The sequence below is a fragment of the Xanthomonas melonis genome (assembly GCF_020783655.1).
GTDB classification, from domain to species: Bacteria; Pseudomonadota; Gammaproteobacteria; order Xanthomonadales; family Xanthomonadaceae; genus Xanthomonas; species Xanthomonas melonis.
In genome coordinates, this window is record NZ_JAJGQH010000006.1 from 45654 (window position 1) to 66936 (window position 21283).

Below are 21283 nucleotides of genomic sequence, written 5' to 3' on the forward strand. Positions count from 1 at the left end.
ACGACCGCGGCCGGGTGCGCTACCGGCTTACGCATGCCCGCCCACCGAAGGGGTCTGCGCCTCCAGCGTTTCCAGCTCGCGCGCCAGCGCCTCGGGCGACTTGGTGTAGGGCGCGATCAGGCTGTAGAACGCCGGCACCACGTACAGCGACAGCAAGGTGGACAGCGAGACGCCGAAGATCACCACCACGCCGATGGTGGCGCGGCTGGCCGAGCCGGGCCCACCGGCCACCACCAGCGGGATCGCACCGACCACCGTCGCAATCGACGTCATCAGGATCGGGCGCAAACGCACCGATGCCGATTCGACGATGGCCGCATGCACGCTGCGGCCTTCGTCGCGCAACTGATTGGCGAATTCCACGATCAGGATGCCGTTCTTGGCCGCCAGGCCCACCAGCATCACGATGCCGATCTGGCTGAAGAGGTTGAGCGTGCCGCCGGTGAGCCACAGGCCGACCAGTGCACCCAGCACCGCCAAAGGCACGGTGAGCATGATCACCAGCGGATGGGCGAAGCTTTCGAACTGCGCTGCCAGTACCAGGTACACCACCAGCAGGGCCATGCCGAAGGTCAGCAAGACGGCGCTGCCGGATTGCTGGTATTCGCGCGATTCGCCCTTCCAGTCCACCTGCGCGTAGTCGGGCAGCTCTTCGCGCGCGGTCTGCTGGGCCCAGGCAATGGCCTCGCCCAACGGGTAGCCCGGTGCCAGGCCCGCCGTGATCGTGATCGCGCGCAGGCGATTGAAGCGGTTCAAGGTACCGGCTTCGGCCACTTCGCTGAGCGTGACCAGATTGGAGAGCGGGATCAGCTCGCCGCGGGTGGAGCGCACACGGATGGCGGTGAGGTCTTCCGGCGCCATGCGGCCTTCGCGCCCGGCCTGCAGCATCACGTCGTACTCCTCGCCGTTGTCGACGAAGGTGGTGACGCGGCGCGAGCCCATCATCGCTTCCAGCGCGCCACCGATCGCGGTCACCGGCACGCCCAGGTCGGCCGCGCGCAAACGGTCGATGTTGACGCGCATCTGCGGGCGGGTTTCCTTGTAATCCGAGTCCGGACCGACCAGGCCGGGATTGGCTTCCATGCGCTGCAAAATGCGATCGCGCCACTGCGCGATCTCGGCGTAGTCCGGCCCGCCCAGCACCAGCTGGAACGGCTGGCCGCGACTACGCACCAGGCCGCCGCTGACCTGCGTACGTGCGCGCACGCCACTGAGCGCGTTGAGCTTCTGCTGCAGTTCGTCGGCCACTTCGGTGGTGGGGCGGGTGCGCTTTTCCCAATCCTGCAGGAACACGCTGACGCGGCCGGTGTGCATCTCCTCGCTGCTGCCGAAGCCGCCGGGCACGCGCGGATTGGCGCGCACGATGGGTTTGTCCGGGCCCACGTAGGGGCGCAGGATGTCTTCGACCTGGTGCATCTGCCCCACGGTGTAATCGAAGCCCGCACCTTCCGGGCCGTCGATCATGATCTGGAAATTGCCACGGTCCTCGGCCGGCGCCAGCTCGGAAGGGATACGGCCCATCAGCCAGGCGCTGGCGCCCAGCGCCAGCAGCATCAGCAGCGCGAAGATCCAGGTGCGCTGCACATGGCGCTCCAGCGAGCGGCCGTACGCCGCGGACACCGCCTGCATGCGTCCGTCGAACCACTGGTGGAAACGATTGGGCTTGGCCTGCCCGTGCGAGCGCAGCAACTTTGACGACATCATCGGCGTCAGCGTCAGCGCCACGAAGGCCGAGATCGCCACCGCCGCCGCCAGCGCCACTGCCAGCTCACGGAACAGCCGCCCGGTGTTGCCTTCCAGAAAGCCCACCGGCAGGAACACCGCCACCAGCACCGCCGTGGTGGCGATCACCGCGAAGGCGACCTGTGCGGTGCCGCGTTTGGCGGCCACCAGCGGCGGCTCGCCTAGATCGATGCGGCGCTGGATGTTTTCCACCACCACGATGGCGTCGTCCACCACCAGGCCGATGCACAACACCAGCGCCAGCAAGGTGAGCAGGTTGATCGAGAAATCGAAGGCATACAGTGCGATGAACGCGGCGATCAGGCACACCGGCACCGTTACCGCCGGAATCAACGCGGCGCGTGCGCTGCCCAGAAACACCCAGATCACCACCAGCACCAGCACCACCGCTTCGACCAGCGTGTGGTAGACGCGCTCCACCGCCGCATCGATGAAGGTGGTGGTGTCGAAGGCGACGAAGATGTCGGTGCCCTTGGGCAAGGTCTTCTGGATCTCTTCGGCACGCGCCCGCGCCTCGCGCGCCACATCCAGCGCATTGGCGGTGGAATTGCGCACGATGCCCAGGCCCACGTTGGGCACGCCATTGCTCTGGAAATACGCGCGTCGCTCGGCCGAGGTGAGTTCCACCTTGGCCACGTCGCCCAGCCGCACCACGTAGCCGTCCTCGCCCTTGCTCAGCGGCAGCTTGGCGAAGTCCTCCGGCTTGAGATAGCTGCGCTCCACGCGCAGGGTGAAGTCGCGCTGCGCCGATTCGATGCTACCGGCCGGCAGTTCCACGTTCTCGTTCTGCAGCGCCGCTTCCACATCGGCCACGGTGAGCGCGCGTGCGGCCAGTTGGTCGCGATCCAGCCAGATGCGCATGGCGTAGCGCTGGCGCCCGCCGATGCGCACCTGCGCCACGCCGTCCAGGCTGGAGAAACGGTCCACCACGTAGCGTTCGGCGTAGTCGGACAGCTGCAGCGTGTCCATCGTGCTGGAGCTCATGTTGAGCCACAGGATGGGGTCGGCATCGGCTTCGACCTTGGAGATTTCCGGCGGCCGCGCTTGGTCGGGCATGCGGTCCGACACCCGGCTGACCGCATCGCGCACGTCGTTGGCGGCCGCTTCCACATCGCGCGATTGCACGAACTCGATGCTGATGTCCGAGGAACCGTTGCGGCTGCGCGCTTCGATGGTCTCGATGCCCTCGATGCCGGCCAGCGCGTCTTCCAGTACCTGGGTGATGCGGCTTTCCACCACCGCCGCCGAAGCGCCGGTGTATTCCACGTCCACCGAGACGATGGGCGGGTCGATCGCCGGCAGTTCGCGCAGGGTGAGCCGGGTGAACGACATCACCCCCAGCACGATCAGCAACAGGCTCATCACCACCGCCATCACCGGGCGGGTAATGGACAGGTCGGAGAGTTTCATCGCGCGGCCTGCGCAGGGGCTGGCGCAGGCGCGGGCTGGTCGGCGACCTTCAGGCCGGGCCGCAGCTTGCCGGTACCATCCACGACGATGCGCTCACCGGCCTCGAGGCCGTCGAGGATTTCCACCTTGCCATCGCGCCGCTCGCCCAGGCGCACATCGGCGCGCTCGACGCTGGAATCGGGTTTGACCCGGAACACGTAGGACTCGCGCCCCACCTGCACCACCGCAATTTCAGGAATCACCACCGCCTGCCGGGCCGGCTGGAACAACCGCACATCCAGCAACATGCCCGGGCGCAACCGACGATCGTCATTGGGGAAGTCTGCACGCACCGTCACCGAGCGCGTGGTCTCGTCGATCCGCGAATCGATCGCCGCCACCTCGCCTTCGAACCGTGCCCCCGGATACGCTGCCGCAGTGCCGTTGACCGCGTTGCCCAGCTGCACCAGGCCGAACTGCGATTCGGGCACCTGAAAATCCACGTACATGCGTGCCACATCGTCCAGGGTGGCGATCACCGTGCTGGAGGTGATCAACGAACCGGGACTGATCTGGCGGATGCCCAACACGCCGGCAAACGGCGCACGCACCTCGCGGTCGATGATCTCCGCCCGCATCTGCTGCACGCGCGCCTGCGCGGCATCGCGCAACGCACGCTGGGTGTCGACCGTGGACTTGGCCACCAGCTGCTGGCCGACCAGGCTCAACTGGCGACGGTACAGCTGATCGGTTTCCTCGAAGGTGGCCTGCGCCGCAGTCAGCGCCGCCTGCTGGGAGTTGCCGCGCAGACGCAACAACAACTGCCCGGCCCTGACCTCGTCGCCGCTGTCGAAATAGACCTGTTCGACCACATCGCTGACCGCGGCGGTCAGCGCCACCGACTCACGCGCCCGCACCGTGGCGATCGACTGCACGGTGGAGTTCCACGGCTGCACCGCCACCGGCTGCACCACCACCGGGATGGGTTTGGCGGCCGCGGGCGCACTGGCCTGGCGGGCACAAGCGCACAGCCACACGGCCAACAGGAGCGCGACGCAGACGCGCGCGCTGGGCAGAACAAGCATCAGAACATCCTGGCGGGGTACATCGAAAGTGTAGAGCCTTGCCGCCCTGCAAAAGGCAGAAAGGGCGCGCTTTTCACCATGACCAACGACCCTTGCCGGGACCGCCACGATGCGATGCAAAGCTTGACGCCCGTCGCGTGACGCGCGCAGGAAAACGGACCCGACCGGCCCGCCCGGGCCTCTCCTGGCGGGCGCGCGACGGCTGCAGCCTTCAGATCGGAACGGCCAGCGGGCGTTTCCCGCTCAGCGCTCCAGCCCGAGGTATCCCAGCACCTGGCGTGCCAGCGCCTCCACATTCTCGCCATCGGCACGAAGATGGATCTCCGGCGCCTGCGGCGCCTCGTAGGGCGAGTCGATGCCGGTGAAGTTGGGAATCTGCCCGGCGCGCGCCTTGCGGTACAGCCCCTTCACATCGCGCGCCTCGGCCACCGCCAGCGGCACATCGACGAAGACCTCGACGAACTCGCCTGCCTCGAAGCGTTCGCGCGCCAGTTGCCGCTCGGCGCGGAACGGCGAGATGAAGCTGACCAGCACGATCAGCCCGGCATCGGCCATCAACCGCGCCACCTCGGCCACCCGGCGAATGTTTTCCACGCGATCCTCGTCGGTGAAGCCCAGATCGCGATTGAGCCCGTGGCGCACGTTGTCGCCGTCCAGGATGAAGGTGTGATAGCCCAGCGCGTGCAGGCGCTTGTCCACCAGATTGGCCACGGTGGACTTGCCTGCGCCGGACAGACCGGTGAACCACAGCACGCGCGGCGCCTGCCCCTTGATGCGCGCGCGCGCGCTGCGGTCCACATCCAGGTGCTGCCAGTGCACGTTGCCGGCGCGGCGCAGCGCGAACTCCAGCGTGCCGGCCGCCACCGTGGCGTTGGTCTGCCGGTCGATCAGGATGAAGCCGCCGAGCACGCGGTTGCGCGCATACGGCGCGAACGCAATCGGCTCGTCCAGCGACAGGTTGCAGTAGCCCACCTCGTTGAGCTCCAGCCGCTTGGCGGCCAGCCGCTCCTGGGTGTTCACCTCGACCTTGTGCTTGATCTCGCTGATGCTCGCGGTGACCGAGCGCGCACCGATCTTCAGCCAGTACGGGCGACCGGGCAGCAACGCCGCATCGTCCATCCACAGCAGATGCGCAGCGAACTGGTCGGCCACCTCGGGCGGGTCGTCGATACCGGCGATGATGTCGCCACGACTGATGTCGATTTCGTCACGCAGGGTCAGCGTCACCGCCTGACCGGCCCGTGCGCTGTCCACCTCGCCATTGGCATCGAGCACGCTGGCCACCTGGGTACGGCGCCCGGAGGGCACCACCACCACCGCATCGCCCACACGCACCTGGCCGGCGGCAATGGTTCCCGCATAGCCACGGAACTGCGCATTCGGCCGGTTGACCCATTGCACCGGCAGGCGCAGGCCGCTGCCGGACTCCGGCGCCGTCACCTGCACGGTTTCCAGATGTTCCAGCAGAGACGGCCCCTGGTACCACGGCATGCGGGTGGACGGGCTGGACAGGTTCTCACCCGCCAACGCCGACAGCGGAATGCACTGCACGGCGGCGATGCCCAACTGCGCGGCAAGCGCCCGGTAGCCTTCGGCGATCGCGGCGAACACCTGCGCGTCGTAGTCCACCAGATCCATCTTGTTGACCGCCAGCACCACGTGGCCGATACCCAGCAGCGACACGATGTAGCTATGCCGGCGTGTCTGGGTCAGCAGCCCCTTGCGCGCATCCACCAGCACCACCGCCACATCGGCGGTGGACGCGCCGGTGGCCATGTTGCGGGTGTACTGCTCGTGCCCGGGGCAATCGGCCACGATGAACTTGCGCCGGTCGGTATCGAAGTAGCGGTAGGCGACATCGATGGTGATGCCCTGCTCGCGCTCGGCTGCCAACCCATCCATCAGCAGGGCGTAATCGATCCCCTCGCCCTGGGTGCCATGGCGGCGGCTATCGCTTTCCAGTGCCGCCAGCTGGTCGTCGAACAGGCGCTTGCTGTCGTACAGCAACCGCCCGATCAGGGTGCTCTTGCCGTCGTCCACGCTGCCGCAGGTGATCAAGCGCAGCAGCGGCTTGGATTCGTGCTGTTGGAGGTAGGCAGCGATGGTGCCGGGATTGGGGATTCGGGATTCGGGATTCGCAAACGCGGCCCCCTCCATCTTTCCGCTCTCTGCAAACGGCTCCTGCCAATCCCGAATCCCGAATCTCGAATCCCGGCCCATCAGAAATACCCCTCCAGCTTCTTCTGTTCCATCGATGCGCCGGGGGCGTGGTCGATCATCCGGCCCTGACGTTCGGAGCTGGTGCTGACCAGCATTTCGGCGATCACCGCTTCCAGGGTGTCGGCCGTGGAGTCGATCGCGCCGGTGAGCGGATAGCAACCCAGCGTGCGGAAGCGCACCGAGCGCAGCTGCGGGGTTTCACCCGGATGCAGGGGCAGGCGCGCGTCATCGACCATGATCAGGGCACCATCGCGTTCGACCACCGGGCGCGGGGCGGCGAAATACAGCGGCACCACCGGAATCTGCTCGCGATAGATGTACAGCCAGATGTCCAGTTCGGTCCAGTTGGACAGCGGGAACACGCGCACGCTTTCGCCAGGGCTGGTGCGTGCGTTGTACAGATTCCACAGCTCCGGGCGCTGGTTCTTCGGGTCCCAGCGATGGCGCGCATTGCGGAAGGAAAACACGCGCTCCTTGGCGCGCGATTTCTCTTCGTCGCGGCGTGCACCGCCGATCGCCGCATCGAACCGGCCATGCTCCAGCGCCTGCTTCAGGCCCTGGGTCTTCATGATGTCGGTATGCACGGCGGCGCCGTGGCTGATCGGGCCGACGTTCTGCGCGATGCCGTCGGGATTGATGTGCACGCGCAGGTCCACGCCGGCTTCGGCCGCGCGGCGATCGCGGAAGGCGATCATCTCGCGGAACTTCCAGCGCGTGTCCACGTGCAGCAGCGGAATCGGCGGTGGCGACGGCGCGAACGCCTTGAGCAACAGGTGCAGCAGCACCGAACTGTCCTTGCCGACCGAATACAGCATCACCGGCGCGCGGAATTCTGCGGCGACCTCGCGCAGGATGTGGATGCTTTCGGCTTCGAGCCGGTCGAGATGGGACAGCGGGAGTTGGGTCATCGGACTGTGATCGGCCTCGGCAGGCGGCCAACCGATGGTAGGGCAAGGCGCAGCAGTGTGTCCTGCCGCGAAGCCGGCCCGAAATAAGCGGCCGGCATAACGCGATAACGGCTGTTCCTTTCTGCTGGCGGCAACGGCTCCCTAACATCCTCGGTCTCATCCACGCCCCTGGAACCGAATGACTGCCGCCAGCTCCACGCTACCGCCCAGCCCCTTGCCCGACGAGCGCAAGGCGCTGCTGGAGCGGCTGGTCGAGGGCCTGGATACCGCTTCGCTGTGGTGGCTGTCCGGCTACACCGCCGGGCTGGCCCAAGGCCAGCCGCCGCGTTCGCTGGCGGTGCTGCCGGGTGGGCAAGCGCAGGCGGCAGCGCAGGACAGCCAGCGCCTGACCGTGCTCTACGGCAGCCAGACCGGAAACGCCCGTCGGCAGGCCGAGCAACTGGCCGCCGACGCTGAAGCGGCGGGCCTGAGCGTGCGGCTGCTGCGCGCCGATGCCTACCCCACCCGCGAGCTGGCCAGCGAACGCCTGCTGTACGTGGTGATCAGCACCCAGGGCGAAGGCGACCCGCCGGACGATGCGATCGGCCTGGTGGAGTTCCTCGCCGGCCGCCGCGCGCCCAGGCTGCCCGAGCTCAAGTACGCGGTACTGGGCCTGGGCGATTCGAGTTATGCGGACTTCTGCGGCATCGCACGGCGTATCGACGAGCGGCTGGCCGAGCTCGGTGCCGGCCGCGTGCAACCACGCGGCGAGGCCGACCTGGATATCGACGGTGTCGCCATTCCGTGGCGCACGCAGGCGCTCAAGCACGCGCGCGAGCAGCTGCGGAGCGTCCCGCACTCGGCCACCGTCACTCCCCTGCGCAGCTCCCCTGCCGCGCCCGCCTGGTCGCACCAGCATCCGTTCGGTGCAGAGCTGCTGGCCAACCAGATCATCAGCGGGCGCGACTTCAAGGGCCCGGGTTTCCGGGTCTATGCGCAGCCGGGCAAGCGCGTACGGCACCTGGAATTCTCCCTGGAAGGCAGCGGCCTGAGCTACGAACCGGGCGATGCGCTGGGCATCGTGCATCGCAATCCACCAGCCCTGGTGGAGCCGCTGCTGCAGGCCGTGCGGCTGGATGGCGATGCCGCGGTCACTGTCGGCGAGGACACCCTGGCGCTGCGCGAGTGGCTGAGCACCCGGCGCGAATTGACCAAACTCTCGCGCCCGTTCCTCACCGCCCATGCCGAGCGTGCCGGTGCAGACGAACTGCAGGCGCTGCTCGCCCCGACCCAGACCGCCGGCCTGGCGGCGCTGCTCGCCGATCATCAGGTGATCGACGTGCTGCGCCGCTGGCCGGCGGATTGGGACCATGCCGGCCTGCTGGCCAGCCTGCGTCCGCTCACCCCACGGCTGTACTCGATCGCCTCCAGCCGCAAGCGCGTGGGCGAGGAAGTGCACCTGGCGGTGGACGAGCTCCATTACCAGGCACACGGGCATACACACCTGGGCTCGGCCAGCGGCTTTCTGGCCGGGCTCGCCGAAGGCGACACCGCGCCGGTCTACATCGAGCCAAACCAACGTTTCCGCGTGCCCGCCGATGCCGACCGCGACATCCTGATGATCGGCCCCGGCACCGGCGTGGCGCCGTTCCGCGGCTTCGTGCAGGAGCGCGCCGAAACCGGCGCCCGTGGACGCAACTGGCTGTTCTTCGGCGCCCAGCATTTCAACACCGACTTCCTGTACCAGGCCGAATGGCAGCAGGCCCTGCAACGCGGCGAGCTGCACGCCCTGGAGCTGGCGTTCTCGCGCGATCACAGCGAAAAGATCTATGTGCAGCACCGCCTGCGCGAACGCGGTGCCGAGGTCTACGCCTGGCTGCAGGGCGGCGCGCATGTGTATGTGTGCGGCGCCATCGGCATGGGCAAGGACGTGCACGCCGCATTGCTGGACATCGTCGCCACCCACGGCGCACGCAGCCCGGAGGACGCCGCCGCCTACCTCACGCAACTGCAGGTGGAGGGGCGGTATGCGCGTGATGTCTATTGAGATGCCGGGACTCGGGACCCGGGACCCGGGACCCGGAAGAGCAAGAGCGTGCACTGCAGTTGCTGTGTTTCTTGCTGCTCCCGGGTCCCGGGTCCCGAGTCCCCGGTCCCGCTCCCACAACCCGCCCCTCCCCAGCATCCACCAATGAGCCACTCCGTCGAAGACATCAAATCCCACAGCCGTCGCCTGCGTGGGTCGCTCGAGCAGAGCCTGGCCGATGCGGTGACCGGGGCGTTGCGCGAAGACGATCAGACCCTGATCAAATACCACGGCAGCTACCAGCAGGACGACCGCGATATCCGCGACGAGCGGCGCCGGCAGAAGCTCGAACCGGCGTATCAGTTCATGATCCGCACGCGCACACCGGGCGGAGTGATTTCGCCCAGCCAGTGGCTGGCACTGGACGGCATCGCCACCCGCTATGCCAATCATTCGCTGCGCATCACCACCCGCCAGGCGTTCCAGTTCCATGGCGTGATCAAGCGCGAGCTCAAGGCCACCATGCAGGCGATCAATGCGACCCTGATCGATACGCTGGCGGCCTGCGGCGACGTCAACCGCAACGTCCAGGTGGCGGCCAACCCGCTACTGTCGCAGGCGCACGCCGCGCTGTATGCGGATGCGGCGCGCGTGTCCGAACACCTGCTGCCCAACACCCGTGCGTACTACGAAATCTGGCTGGACGAGCAACGCGTCTCCGGTTCCGGCAGCGAGGACGAGCCGATCTATGGCGAGCGTTATCTGCCACGCAAGTTCAAGATCGGATTCGCCGCCCCGCCGCTCAACGACGTGGACGTGTTTGCCAACGATCTTGGTTTTATCGCGATCCTGCGCAACGGCGAGCTGCTCGGTTACAACGTCAGTATCGGCGGCGGCATGGGTGCCACCCACGGCGACACCGAGACCTGGCCGCGCGTGGCCAACGTGATCGGCTTCGTCAGCCGTGAGCAGTTGCTGGACATCGCCACCGCGGTGGTCACCACCCAGCGCGACCTCGGCAACCGCGCCGTGCGCAAGCGGGCGCGCTTCAAGTACACCATCGACGATCACGGCCTGGACACCATCGTGGCCGAGATCGAACGTCGTGCCGGCTTCGCCCTGCAACCGGCACGGCACTTCGCGTTCGAGCACAACGGCGACCGCTATGGATGGGTGGAGGGCGAAGACGGCCTGTGGCACCTCACCCTGTCGCTGCCGGCTGGACGCATCGCCGATACCGACACCGCCGCGCATCTGAGCGGCCTGCGTGCGATCGCACAGCTGCAGGTAGGCGAATTTCGCATGACGCCCAACCAGAACCTGGTCATCGCCGGCGTACCCGCTGGCGAACGGGCACGCGTCGATGCCCTGGTGGCGCAGTACGCGCTGGATGCCGGCAATCGCGCCACCACCGCGCTGGCGCGGGGCGCGATGGCCTGCGTGGCGCTGCCCACCTGCGGCCTGGCCATGGCCGAAGCCGAACGCTATCTGCCGGACTTCAGCGCCGCCCTGCAACCGCTGCTGGCGCGCCATGGCCTGACCGACACCCCCATCGTGCTGCGTCTGTCCGGCTGCCCGAATGGCTGCTCGCGGCCGTACCTGGCCGAGATCGCCCTGGTCGGCAAGGCGCCCGGCCGTTACAACCTGATGCTGGGCGGCGACCGCCGAGGTCAGCGGCTCAACACCCTGTACCGCGAGAACATCGCCGAGGCGGACATCCTCGCTGCACTGGATCCGCTGCTGGCCTGCTATGCGGCCGAACGCGACCGGGACGGCGATGAAGGCTTCGGCGACTTCCTGCACCGCAGCGGCCTGATCGCGCTGCCGCCCTACCCCACGCACCGTCACCTCGACCTGGAACTGCTCGCATGACCGCGCTGCCCGCTGCATCGAACACCGCTTCGGCACTGGATGACCTGGACGCGCTCAACGCGCAGCTGGAAAACCTGCGCGCCGACGAGCGCGTGGCCTGGGCCTTGCAGCACGGGCCGCAGGAAGCGGCGCTGTCGTCCAGCTTCGGTGCGCAATCGGCCGTCACGCTGCATCTGTTGTCCCAGCAACGCCCGGACATTCCGGTGATCCTGATCGACACCGGCTATCTGTTCCCGGAGACCTACAGATTCGCCGACGCGTTGACCGACCGGCTCAAGCTCAACCTCAAGGTCTACCGCCCGCTGGTCAGCCGTGCCTGGATGGAGGCCCGGCACGGCCGCCTGTGGGAACAGGGCATGGTGGGCATCGATCAGTACAACAACCTGCGCAAGGTCGAGCCGATGCGGCGTGCACTGGACGAGCTCAACGTGGGCACCTGGTTCACCGGCCTGCGCCGCAGCCAGTCCGGCGGCCGCGCGCAGACACCGATCCTGCAGAAGCGCGGCGACCGCTACAAGGTCAGCCCCATCGCCGACTGGACAGACCGCGACGTCTGGCAATATCTGCAGGCCCACGACCTGCCGTATCACCCGCTGTGGGAACAGGGCTATGTCTCGATCGGCGATTTCCACACCACCCGCCGTTGGGAGCCGGGCATGCGCGAGGAAGACACGCGTTTCTTCGGGCTCAAGCGCGAGTGTGGCATCCACGAAGACATCTGAGCGCGGCGCAGTGCGCGCTTGTTACCAAGCCTGCATGCACCACGACGCGTCGAATTTGCCGGTGGGCACACCGCCGAGCGCACTCCTGACTCGGCAGGTCTGCAGCGCATCGAGGTGACGCGCTCGTGCTCATGGCATGAGAACGCGTGCCTGACTGCGCTGCATCCAGTAGCGGTCGAACAGCCACATCAGCAATAGCGACACCCCGACCAGCGGGAAGATCAGCCCGCAGATCACCAACAGCACCAGCACACCGCGCAGCGTGCGCGGATCGGCCGGCAACGGCGGCACGCCCAGGCCGCCGACCGGGCGACGTTTCCACCACATCACCGCCGCGCTCACGCAAAGCAGTACGATCGCCGCGCACGCCAGCAACAGGATCAGCTGGTTCGCCGTTCCGTATTGCTGACCCAGGTGCACGTTGATGCCCCATTCCAGCGCACGCCCCACTGGCCCGTAATCGTGATAGCGCATGTCCAGCAGCACCGCACCGCTGTACTGATCCAGATGGATCACGCGTTGGCGCTGCAGGTCGGCCGGATAGACCGAGGCGGTATACACCCCGGTGGCGCCACGCGGTGGCGAGACGCTGTAGCCCGGCACGATGCCGAGCGCATCGAACCGCGCCATCGCCGAATCCAGACCGATTGCGCCGTGACCTGGCGCAGCGACACCGCCGGTGCCGCCGGTGCCGCCGGTGCCGCCGTGGGCGGCATGTTGAGACTGGACCGCGTGTTCTGACGGGCTTGGCTGTTCCGAGTGTTCCGAGTGTTCCGCATCCGCCAGCGTCACACTTACCCGCCCGTCACGCAGACCCTCGTCCACCACCGCGGCCCCACGCCCAGGCAGCACAGACTCCGGCACACGCGCCTGCCGCAACGACCACGCCGGATCGGTCGTCTCGGACAAACGCTGCTGCGACATCGGCTGCTGCACACGCAGCCCCGCGGGATAGCCGAAATCATGCCCATTGGCCCAGCGGTTGACCTGTGCGCCCCACAGCCAGGACCACGGCATGCCGGTCAGCGCCAGGAACAGCAGCACCGCGCCCACGCCGGCACCGGTCACCGCATGCAGGTCGCGCCAGAACAGCCGCTGCGCCGGCTTGCCGCGCACCTTGATCACGCCGCCGCGGCGCCCGCGCGGCCACCACAGGTAGAAGCCGGTGAGCACCAGCACGATTGCCCAACCCGCTGCCATTTCGATCAGCCCCTGCGCGAACGGCCCGAGCAGCTCCAGACTGTGCAGCCGCCGGATGGTCCAGGCCAGGGTGCCATGCTCGGGCAGGCTGCCCAGCACGCGCGCGCGATACGGGTCCACGTACATCACCCGCCGTGCGCCCTGCGCATCCACCAGCCCGATCTCGGCGCTGGCATCGGCCTGTTTCGGCGTGGTGTAGCGGAACATACGACCGACGTGATGCCGCCTGGCCGCATCCACCAGCTGCTGCGCGGACGCGCGCGACGTTCCCACCGGCACCACCTTCAGCGCGTGATGCGCGCTGCGGTCGATCGCTTCCTGATACAGGAACGCCGCACCGGTCAACGCCAGCCACACAATGAACGGCAGCACCAGCAGGCCGGCGTAGAAATGCCAGCGCCATACCGCGCGGTAGAACCGCCAGCGGCCATCCTGCGACGCTGCACTGGCTCGGCCATCGTTGAAGAATGCGTGCATCAGAAGCTCCAATCCCACGACAGCGACAGCGCGCGGCCATCTCCCGGCGAATAGCCGGAACTGCCGCTGTCGTACCATGCATAGACATAGGCGCGATCGGTCGCATTGCGCAGCTGCAGGCTCACTGCAGTGCGTGCACTCACGCTCCAGCGCGCACCCAGGTTGAGCAGCGCATAGCCGCCCGTGCGGCCCAGCGTGTTGCTGCGCTCCAGGAAATAGTCGCCCTGCGCGTTGCCCCAGGCGCTGAGCTGCAAGGCCGTGGTGAGCTGCCACTCCAGCCCGGCGGTTGCCAACCAGCGCGGCACGTTTTCGATCTCCTTGCCGCGCGTAGCCGGTGCGCTCGGGTCCGGTGTGGCGATGCTGGCCTTCTGCCGCGAATACGCGATCCACGCGCGCCAGTGTTCGGCCGGCTGCAGATTCACCTGCGCATCCCAGCCACGCCGCAGCGTGCGCCCCACATTGGCCACCTCGCCGACGCCGGGAACGCCGTTGACGCCAAGCACGGTCGCCACCTCGCCGGATGCGCGTTGCTCCCAGTACGCCAGGCGCCCGTCCAGCAGCACCGACGGCGCGAATTTGAAACCGGCTTCCCAGCCGTCGTTGATCGATGGCCCCAGATCTGCGGACTGCCGACGATAGGCTCCGTCACCGCTACCGATCTGAAAGCTGCGCCCCCAGTTGGCGTACACGCTGTCGTGCTCGCCCACCCGATAGCTGGCGCTGAACTTGGGTTGCCTGATGGCGCCGTAGCGGTAGATGGGGGCGTACACGCCAGCCAACACATCGTGCAATTGGCCATCGACACGATCGACCCGGTAACCCGGCACCAGCTGCAGACGCCCGGTAGGTTCGAGCACCGCCTGCACATAGGCGCCGTGCGTGCGCAGGCCGTAGTCCCACGCGCGCAGTCGCGCCGTGCGCACACGCGCCACGGTGCGATACCGCCGCGACTGGTTGGACTGCCATTGCGCATCCACGCCGGCGTCCAGGTTGAGATCCATCGCCTCCCAGTCCGGCCGCCAGCTGCCGCGCAACAACACGCCGCGATGGGTTTCATCGGCATCGCGCTCCTGTTGCAGGCCTGCGGCCGAAAAACGCACCCAACGCTGGTTGCGGTAATCGTTCTGATAGGCCTTGGCGCTCCACTGCGCAGCTGCGCCCAGCGTGCCGTCCGCGTGCAACGCGGTCTGCCACAGCTGGCGTTCGCTGCGATCGTCCTGCGCATACGCCGGTGAACTGCGCGGCGCCGCACGGGCGGTGGCCGCATCCAGATAGCCCGCCTCCAGTGCATGGTTGTCGTAATGGCGCGTGGTCAGCCCGGCGCGGAAGGCGCCATCCGGATCGGTGTAGAACCATTTGCCGGCCGCGCTGCGTTTGCGGGCGTCGGCATGTTCGCGATAGCCATCGGAGTCGCGCCAGGCCAGCACGTAGTTCTGGCTCCACGCACCGCGTTCGACACCCTTGCCCAGTTGCAGCTCGCGTGCACCGAAACTGCCCCCGGTCACGCTCAGCCGGCCATCGTTGCCGCCGCTGCGGGTCAGCACATCCACGCTGCCGGCGATGGCGTTCAACCCATATCGTGCATCGTTGGTGCCGCGCACGATCTCGATGGCGCTGATGTCCTGCGGGAACACCGCGTCCAGATACGGCATGCCGCCAGCGTTGTCGTTGCTGGGAATGCCGTCGATCAGCAGCTTCACCGCATTGATCCGCCCCTCGCCATTGAAACCGCGGAACGAGAACCGCCCTGCATCGGTGCCCATGCGGAACGGGGTGACCTGCACGCCGGGCGCGCGCGTCAGCAGTTCCCAGCTGTAATCCACATGTTGATCGTGCAGCAGTTCGCCGCCGATCACATCCACCGAGCTGAGGACCTGCGCAGCACCTGGAAAGCGCGGTGCCTGTGCACCGACCTCCACCTTGCCCAGCATCAATGCCACCTCCTGCGCCTGCAGGGTACCGGCGGCTCCATACACCAGCGCCAACGACGGCGCGTACCACAACGCTTGCAACAACCCCCAACGCATTGACCAATCCCTTGCCGTCACAAGACGGCACGACAGCCGCGCACCACCCAGACAGCGGGCGCCAGCGTGATTCAAGGAAACGGGCGGTTCATCCAGCCATGCACGCACCGGCCGACGCACTGGCGGCGGCGCAGCTGCGATGCAACGAACGCCCGCGACGGGCGAGGTTCACGCCTGCCGTGGCGGCCCGCGCGCGCCGAGCGCTGCCCAGCGCAGTGCCGCCCGGTGCGGTGCGGCAGAAGCTGCGGATATCGGCGATGGCCGCAACTGCAGCAGACATAGCACGGCCACGATCAGCCACGGCAACAGCCGCGCCGCCAATACGCAGTAATCGCAGGCTTCGCCATGCGATGCGGCGGCGTGGTCACCGGCGTGTGGTGTGGTCGCGGCCGCGTGCCCGGCGTGATGCGATGCGTGCTGGTGGGATGCATGCTGGTGCGATGCGAACTGACCGCGCGCCAGCAAGGCGGTGTCGATGCTCGCCGACACCCCACTGGTGCACATCGGCTCCGCCGGCATCTGGCTCCAGCGACTGATCAACGGCGCCACCAGCATCAGCAGGACGGCCAGGCAGGCAAGCCGATGCAGCAGGCGGTGGTGGCGGAACGAACCCAGCATCCGGGCAGTGTAAGCGGCACGGCGCTGCCGCCGCGATGCCCGCAGCCCCTGCGCGACCGGATGTCGCACCCTGCGGCTTGGGTTTGGCGTCGCGTTGGCTGACCTGTCCGTCGATCCTGCCGAACAGCTTGCGTTCGCCCCTGCACCGGCTGAGCACCTGCCAAGGTCACCTCGAGCGAGCCAGCGGTCAGTCCCTGCAGCATCCCGCGCCGTCGACAACGGGGCGCGGCCAGGCGTCGGCAGAGATGGCTTGCCGCGGTCGACGCCAGGCACTGCGAGCTGGCGAAGCGCCGCCAGGACACCACCGCGCCCCGCCACAGTCAGGCCAGGCCAGCACCTGCACCCGTAGCGCGCAACGCCTCCCGGTGACGGCTCGGCGACCAGCCTCTCCGCAACCCACTGTCGCCCAACGCCGGCAGGCATCGGCCTCTGGAGCGGGCGGATGCCCACCACAACGACGCCAGCGCGAAGCTGTCCAGGCCGGCAGTCACAGTTCCCGGCCGGCACCCGGCGCCGCATACCTGCTGCGCACGGCCATGCCCTATGCTTGCGGCTCATCCCATTCATACCGCGCGCATGAGCACCGTCCTGTCCGATCCAGCGGCCGAGCCACTTCCCTGCGCCCCCAAACCGCCTAGCGAAGCCTTGCGCCTGCAAGCCCTGCGTGGCTACGGCATTCTCGATACCCCGCGCGAGGCGGCGTTCGAAGACATCACCCGGCTCGCGTCGATCATCTGCCAGACCCCGATCGCATTGATCAGCCTGGTCGATGCCGACCGCCAGTGGTTCAAGAGCGAACTCGGCATGGGCGAGCGGGAAACCCCGTTGTTCAAGTCGATGTGCGCGCACGCGCTGCTCGACAACGACGTACTGGTGGTACCGGACACCCGCGAAGACGTGCGCTTCTCGCGCAATCCGCTGGTCACCGGCGAGGCGCCGCTGTACTTCTATGCCGGCGCTCTGCTGAAGACCCCAGACGGCCTGCCCCTGGGCACGGTCTGCGTGCTGGACCGGAAGCCGCGCCAGCTCACCGACGAGCAGGTCGAAGCGCTGCGCGCGCTTGCGCGCCAGACCATGGCGCAGCTGGAACTGCGCCGTGCACTGCTGATCGCAGAAGAGTCCGATCGCTACCGCAGCCGGCTGATGGCCATCGCCGGTCACGATCTCAAGACGCCATTACGCACGGCCGCCTACGCCATCGACAAGATGCGCAGGCATGCCAATGTCGATTCGATTCCCACCCTGGTGACCGCACGCGATGCGATCGGCCAGGTCGCGCGCGAGCTGGACGAACTGGCGACGCTGGCCGCGGCAGGCAAGTCCGCGATGCCCGACCTGCAACCGCTGCAGCTGGAGGACGTGCTGCACGCGGTACTGGGCGTCTGGCGCCAGCCAGCCATCGACAAGTGCCTGGCGCTGCGCCATGTGCCGACCTCGCTGCGCGTCCGCAGCCACCCCACCTTATTGACCACGCTGATCGGCAACCTGGTCGGCAATGCGGTCAAGTACACCGAGCGCGGACGCGTGCTGGTCGGTGCGCGTCGTCGCCCCGGCCATGCCGTGGTGGAAATCATCGACAGCGGCATCGGTCTGAATCTGGAACAACCCGAACAGGTCTTCCAGGCCTTCCGCCAGGCCGACCCACGCAGCGACGGCCTGGGTATCGGCCTGTGGATCGTGCACCGCACTGCCGAGACGCTGGGCTGCGAGGTCAGCGTGCGCTCCCGCCCGGAAGGCGGCACCTGCTTCTCCGTGCGGATTCCGCTTGCCTGAGGCTTGTTGATCGATTCGCCTGGCAGTGGGCTCGCGTGGACGGCCGGCGTCTGGCGAGTTGTCCGCGGGCGGCGCTGCGCGCGGCATCCGGCTCGCCCCTGTACAGCTGCGTGGCCTTGCATAAAAAAGGCGGACCCGGGCTCCCGACCCGGGTCCGCCGCCAAGCACGCCAGGCCTCTCCCCAGGGACCCGGGTGCGCCAGCCGCTCTGTGCGCAGCCTCGCGCAGCAGTGATGCGACAGCGCTAGCAACCCTCCACGACACCCCACTGACCAGACCGGCAAGGCGATAGCGGCATCGCCGGTCCTGCGTCGTCCACCCCTAGACGTCCGAAGGTAGTCGTCTCATGGCTGCTATAAGGATTTACGACAGGGCGCAGCGCAACTTGAAGGACGCTGGCGACACCGGCACAGGCGGCCCTGACAGAGGTAGGGGGAATCACCGACAGCGCGCGTTCGCGTACGCCACAAGGGCCAACTAAATCATTGGTTGAAACTACTTTTTCGTGCATGGCCGACTGTGCAATGCAGCATGCAGCGGAAGGCGGAAGGCCTGTTCCGACCACATCGCCGGGAGATCGCAGCGCTCCGCCACTGACGACTCCCGCTAGTCCGACGCCTGCCGCGCGAACCAGTTCGCCGAATGCACCTCTTCACTGGCGACCTCGAGCAGCTGCCGCAGCGTTGCCAGTGGAACCTGCACCACCGCATCGCCGGACGGCAGGGTGACCCATAAGGTGTCGTCCTGCGGGTCGGCGGACACGGTCACCAGCGCCTGCTCGTTTCCGTCGACGCAGGCCGACAGCTGCAGCGACAGCCCGCCGTCCGGTTCGGACAACCACAACCGGCTCAATGCGGGACGCATGGGCGCGCTCATCGCATCGCTCAGCTGGTAATGGTCTGGGTGAGCGATTCCCAGGTCGGCGGCAGCGGCCAGTCCGGTGCCTGGTTGCCGTCCAGGACGCGGCGCAGGTCGCGTTTGTCGATCTGCGGGGCCAGTACATGCACCAGATCCAGCGCATAGTCGCGCAGCACACGGTCGCGCGGCAGCACCGCCCAGGCGATGCACTCGGCGATGGGCGCCGGTGCCGGCCAGGCCCGCAGGTCTTCGTCGTACGCGCTGATCGCCATCTCCGCCACCAACCCCACGCCGAGCCCGGCGCGGACGTAGGTCTTGATCAGATCGGCATCCAGCGCGGTCAGCGCGATGCTTGGCTCCAGCCCTACCTGCGCAAACGCCCGCTGCAGCGAGGAGCCCGGCCGGGTGGACGATTCGTAGCTGATCAAGGGGTGCTCGGACAGCGCCTGCATGTCCGGCGTCACCCTCGGAGTGTCCAGCGCATGACCGCGTGGCACCACCACCAGCCGCCGCCAGCGGTACAGCGGCACCGCGATCCCGGCACCAGGCTCGCCGCCGGCGGTACTCACCACGGCGATATCGGCATCGCCCTGGCTGAGCAGATCCAGCGCTGCACTTTCGGCGGCCTGCTGCAGGTGCACGCTCACCTGCGGGTAGGAATGCTTGATCTGCGCCACCGCCGGCGGCAGCACGAAACGCGCCTGGGTATGGGTGGTGGTCAGGGTCAGCTGCCCCTGACTCTCGCGGCGCTGATTGGCCGCGTAGGTACGGATGTTGTTGGCCTCGGCCAGCACCGCGCGGGCGCGCTCGATCACCTCCACCCCGGCCGGCGTCACCGTGTCCAGGCTGCGCCCCTTGCGCACGAACAACAGAAAGCCCAGCTCGTCCTCCAGTTGCTTGAGCTGCTTGGACAGGCCGGGCTGGGTGGCGTGCACCCGCGCGGCGGCCAGCGTGATGTTCAGCTCGGCATCGGCGATGGCCACCAGATAACGAAGTTGGGTCAGCGTCATGGGCTTATGTCCAAAAAAGCGCGAGGCGCCACAAGGCCTTCGACTGTAGTGGAGTTCCGGGGGCCAGCTTATAACCGAACGCTATTTTTAGGGTGTATGAAGTCATTTCCGACCGCTATATGCCGGCGGTACGGTCTGGCCCTTCCTTTCGATACCCCCGGACCGTGACCGCTGCGTTCCCGCTCCTTGCCGACCTGTGTGGCCGCGCCGTCCTGGTGGTCGGCGGCGGCGTCGCCGCCGAACGTGCAACGGCCAGCCTGCTGCAGACTGGCGCACGGCCATTGGTCGGCGCCCCGGCACTGACCAGGCAACTCCGGCAGTGGGTGCAGGCCGGCCAGGTGCGTTGGCTGGCCGGACACTTCCACGCCGACTGGCTCGCCCTGCCCGACGCTCCGCTCTGGCTCACCGTCGCCGCCAGCGAAGACCACGACCTCAACCACGCCTTGCGCACTGCCGCCGGCCGCCAGCGCCTGCTCACCCATACCGCCGCGCCGGTCAGCGCACCTGCCGCCGCGCCCTCCCCCCCGCAGCGCAGCGGTATCGCTGCGCCGAGCCCCGGCAGCGTCACCCTGGTCGGCGCCGGTCCTGGCGACCCCGGGCTGCTCACCCGGCATGCGCTGCGCGCGCTGCGGCAGGCCGAGGTGGTCCTGCACGACCGGCTGGTCAGCCCGCAGATCCTGCGCCTGGCCCGCCGCGGCGCCGTGCTGGTGGAAGTCGGCAAGGCCGCGCAAGGGCATAGCACGCGCCAGGAACAGATCCACGCACTGATGCTCGAATACGCCCGCGCCGGGCGCCGCGTGGTCCGCCTGAAGGGCGGGGACGCGTTCGTCTTCGGCCGCGGCGGCGAAGAACTGGAGTTCCTGCAGGCGCACGGCATCGGCTTCCAGGTGATTCCCGGCATCACCGCCGCGCTCGCCTGCGCCGCCTATGCCGGCATTCCACTCACCCATCGCGACCACGCGCAGTCGCTGCGGCTGGTCACCGCCCATTGCAAGGATTCGCTGGACACCCTGGACTGGCAGGCGCTGGGTCAGGAGCGGCAGACCCTGACCTTCTACATGGGCGTGGCCGGGCTGGACGCCATCCAGCACCGCCTGCTGCAGGCCGGCCGCGCAGCCGGCACCCCGTTCGCGCTGGTAGAGAACGGCTCCCGCCCGCAGCAGCGCGTGATCACCGGTACGCTGGCCACGCTGGCAACCACCGCCCAACGGCATGCCGTGCGCGCCCCCGCGTTGTTGATCCTGGGCGAGGTCGCGGCCCTGGCACGGTCGCTGCACTGGTTCGGCGCCGCCCCCCTGACTGCCGAGCCGCCAGCGCTGCCCTCACCCGACGCAACGCCCCACCCGCACACACTCGCCCACGCAGCCTGATTCCGAC

Annotated in this window: 14 protein-coding genes; 5 read left to right on the top strand and 9 right to left on the bottom strand. The window is 67.9% G+C overall.

The features are described 5' to 3' along the window. Positions 1–27 precede the first annotated feature (27 nt). From LL964_RS07400 to cysD, 4 genes are all read right to left on the bottom strand, one after another. Positions 28–3153: an efflux RND transporter permease subunit gene (locus LL964_RS07400; RefSeq protein ID WP_104586685.1), complete on the bottom strand. Its 3126-nt coding sequence runs from the start codon at positions 3151–3153 to the stop codon at positions 28–30. Next, positions 3150–4217: an efflux RND transporter periplasmic adaptor subunit gene (locus tag LL964_RS07405; protein WP_104586686.1), complete on the bottom strand. Its 1068-nt coding sequence runs from the start codon at positions 4215–4217 to the stop codon at positions 3150–3152. The genes LL964_RS07400 and LL964_RS07405 overlap by 4 nt, the downstream gene beginning before the upstream one ends. 243 nt (positions 4218–4460) lie before the next feature. Further along, the gene (cysN, locus tag LL964_RS07410; RefSeq protein ID WP_167395258.1) at positions 4461–6374 is read right to left on the bottom strand and encodes a sulfate adenylyltransferase subunit CysN; all 1914 of its coding nucleotides are present in this window, start codon (positions 6372–6374) and stop codon (positions 4461–4463) included. A 62-nt stretch (positions 6375–6436) separates the two neighbouring features. Continuing rightward, positions 6437–7345: a sulfate adenylyltransferase subunit CysD gene (gene cysD, locus LL964_RS07415; protein ID WP_104586689.1), complete on the bottom strand. Its 909-nt coding sequence runs from the start codon at positions 7343–7345 to the stop codon at positions 6437–6439. Positions 7346–7523: 178 nt separating this feature from the next. Here cysD and LL964_RS07420 point away from each other — a divergent pair, with 178 nt between their 5' ends. The 3 genes from LL964_RS07420 to LL964_RS07430 all read left to right on the top strand — a co-directional run bounded on the left by LL964_RS07420 (position 7524) and on the right by LL964_RS07430 (position 11944). After that, positions 7524–9371 (top strand): assimilatory sulfite reductase (NADPH) flavoprotein subunit, encoded by a 1848-nt coding sequence (locus LL964_RS07420; RefSeq protein ID WP_104586690.1) that lies wholly within the window; start codon positions 7524–7526, stop codon positions 9369–9371. Between the two features lie 144 nt (positions 9372–9515). After that, on the top strand, positions 9516–11222 hold the full coding sequence (gene cysI, locus LL964_RS07425; protein WP_104586691.1) for an assimilatory sulfite reductase (NADPH) hemoprotein subunit: 1707 nt from the start codon (positions 9516–9518) through the stop codon (positions 11220–11222). Further along, complete coding sequence (locus LL964_RS07430) at positions 11219–11944, top strand: phosphoadenylyl-sulfate reductase (protein ID WP_104586692.1); 726 nt, start codon at positions 11219–11221, stop codon at positions 11942–11944. The genes cysI and LL964_RS07430 overlap by 4 nt, the downstream gene beginning before the upstream one ends. A gap of 129 nt (positions 11945–12073) precedes the next feature. On the opposite strand, the gene LL964_RS07435 is transcribed toward LL964_RS07430, so the two are convergent. From LL964_RS07435 to LL964_RS07445, 3 genes are all read right to left on the bottom strand, one after another. Beyond that, positions 12074–13621, bottom strand: coding sequence for a PepSY-associated TM helix domain-containing protein (locus LL964_RS07435; protein WP_104586849.1), 1548 nt, complete (start codon positions 13619–13621; stop codon positions 12074–12076). Beyond that, positions 13621–15624, bottom strand: coding sequence for a TonB-dependent receptor (locus tag LL964_RS07440; RefSeq protein ID WP_167395270.1), 2004 nt, complete (start codon positions 15622–15624; stop codon positions 13621–13623). The genes LL964_RS07435 and LL964_RS07440 overlap by 1 nt, the downstream gene beginning before the upstream one ends. Before the next feature lie 192 nt (positions 15625–15816). Then, entirely contained in the window at positions 15817–16266 is a 450-nt protein-coding gene (locus LL964_RS07445) for a DUF2946 family protein (protein WP_104586694.1), read from the bottom strand. 576 nt (positions 16267–16842) lie between these two features. Between LL964_RS07445 and LL964_RS07450 the strand changes: the two genes are divergently transcribed. Continuing rightward, positions 16843–18039, top strand: a complete 1197-nt coding sequence (locus tag LL964_RS07450; protein ID WP_104586695.1) for a sensor histidine kinase — start codon at positions 16843–16845, stop codon at positions 18037–18039. A 605-nt stretch (positions 18040–18644) separates the two neighbouring features. Here LL964_RS07450 and LL964_RS07455 read toward each other — a convergent pair. Then, a complete protein-coding gene (locus LL964_RS07455) occupies positions 18645–18914 on the bottom strand; it encodes a hypothetical protein (protein ID WP_104586696.1) in 270 nt (89 codons plus the stop codon). An 8-nt stretch (positions 18915–18922) separates the two neighbouring features. After that, positions 18923–19906, bottom strand: a complete 984-nt coding sequence (locus LL964_RS07460; RefSeq protein WP_104586697.1) for a LysR family transcriptional regulator — start codon at positions 19904–19906, stop codon at positions 18923–18925. Between the two features lie 164 nt (positions 19907–20070). On the opposite strand from LL964_RS07460, the gene cobA reads away from it, so the two are divergent. Beyond that, complete coding sequence (gene cobA, locus LL964_RS07465) at positions 20071–21276, top strand: uroporphyrinogen-III C-methyltransferase (protein ID WP_104586698.1); 1206 nt, start codon at positions 20071–20073, stop codon at positions 21274–21276. Positions 21277–21283: the final 7 nt, after the last annotated feature.